1 protein-coding gene is annotated in these 1645 nt (G+C 58.2%); it reads left to right on the forward strand.

The annotated features are described in order from the left end of the window. A partial coding sequence (locus ACYVJM_RS31830; RefSeq protein ID WP_461152159.1) for a RagB/SusD family nutrient uptake outer membrane protein occupies positions 1 to 1645 on the forward strand: 1645 nt, incomplete at both ends.

Consider the following 1645-nt stretch of genomic DNA (forward strand, 5'->3'; position numbering starts at 1 on the left):
CAACACCAAACCGCTTGATAAAGTATCGGGTGATGCCGTTTGGGCCGACCGTGCCCTCTCGGAAGCTTTCGTTACGGACGTGTACAACGGGATTCGGGACGGCCTGCTGGACCAGATGAGCCTGGACTGCCAGACCGACAATGCCTTGTACAGTTTCGGCAAGCAGGATGTCAATGAAGCCAACGTCAGCCCCTCCAACACGGGTACGATCAAAAGTACGATGGAATGGGGAACCGTCTACGCCCGAATCCGGGCCGCCAACATTGCCCTGGCGAAGTTAGCCAAACCTACGTTTGACAACAGCGGTGATCTGGCCGGCCGGATGCGGGGTGAGATGTACTTCATGCGCGCCTACTTATACAACCAGTTACTGCGTTATTACGGCGCCATTCCGATGATCAAAACGCCCTATACGCTGGATGAACCGGATTTTACGGTTGCCCGTAATACGTATGAAGAGTGCGTCAATGCGATCGTTACCGACCTGGATTCCGCCACGGTGTTGTTGAAAGGCCGGAATATGGCGGCTGGCCGGGCCACCATGGGGGCGGCTATGGCGCTGAAGGCCCGGGTGCTGCTGTATGCGGCCAGTGACCTGCACGACATTCCGACCGCCAAAGCCAAGTCGAGTGTGATCGCCGGCTTCAGCAAGCCTGAACTGCTGGGCTACGTGAGTGGCGACCGGACGGCGCGCTGGCAGAAGGCCAGGGATGCGGCCAAAGCGGTGATGGATCTGAACCAGTACGGCTACAAGCTCAACCTGACGGCCCCGGTTACTCCGGCCGAAGGGCAGCAGAACTATGTTAACCTGTCGTTGTCGCAGAACGGGGGGGAAGCCGACGGAATCTTCCTGAAGTACTACATCCGGGCCTCCAACGACGACTGGGGTTCCTGGTTCCCCCGCAACAACATGCCCAACGGTTACCACGGCTGGACGTCCAGCGAACCGACGCAGCAGATGGTGGATAACTACGAGATGATGGATGGCACCAAGTTCGATTGGAAGAACCCGGCCCATGCCGCGGCTCCCTACGAGAACCGGGATCCCCGCTTCTATGCCTCTATCCTCTACGATGGTGCCCAGTGGAAACCCCGCACGCCGGACGGAGCCGGTATCGATCCCGCCGGACAGATCCAGATGGGCGAATACGAAGTAGGCTCCTCGGCGGCACCCACCAAGTTTTCGGGGCTGGACACCCGCAACAGCACCATCGAGAACTGGAATGGCACCTGGACGGGCTACGCCATCCGGAAGTTTTTCAACACCGACGTTTCGATTGTGGATCAGAACATTCGTCAGGAGATTCCCTCCATTCAGATTCGCTACACGGAAGTGGTGCTCAACTACGCCGAAGCCTGTCTGATGCTGGGTCAGGAAGCGGAAGCCCGGAAGTGGATCAATGCAGTTCGTTTCCGGGTAGGTATGCCCGCTGTGACGGAATCGGGTGCCGCCCTGGTGGCCCGTTACCAGAATGAGCGGAACGTTGAAATGTTCCTGGAAGATCAGCGTTTCTACGACGTTCGCCGGTGGATGATCGCTCCGGCTGTCCTGGGTCAGCAAGCGCGGATCATTGCGATTACGGGTAAGCTCAAGCCGGGCAAGACGGTGACGACCTACAAGTACAGCAAGGAGAACTACACGTAT

The organism is Spirosoma pulveris (assembly GCF_054781875.1).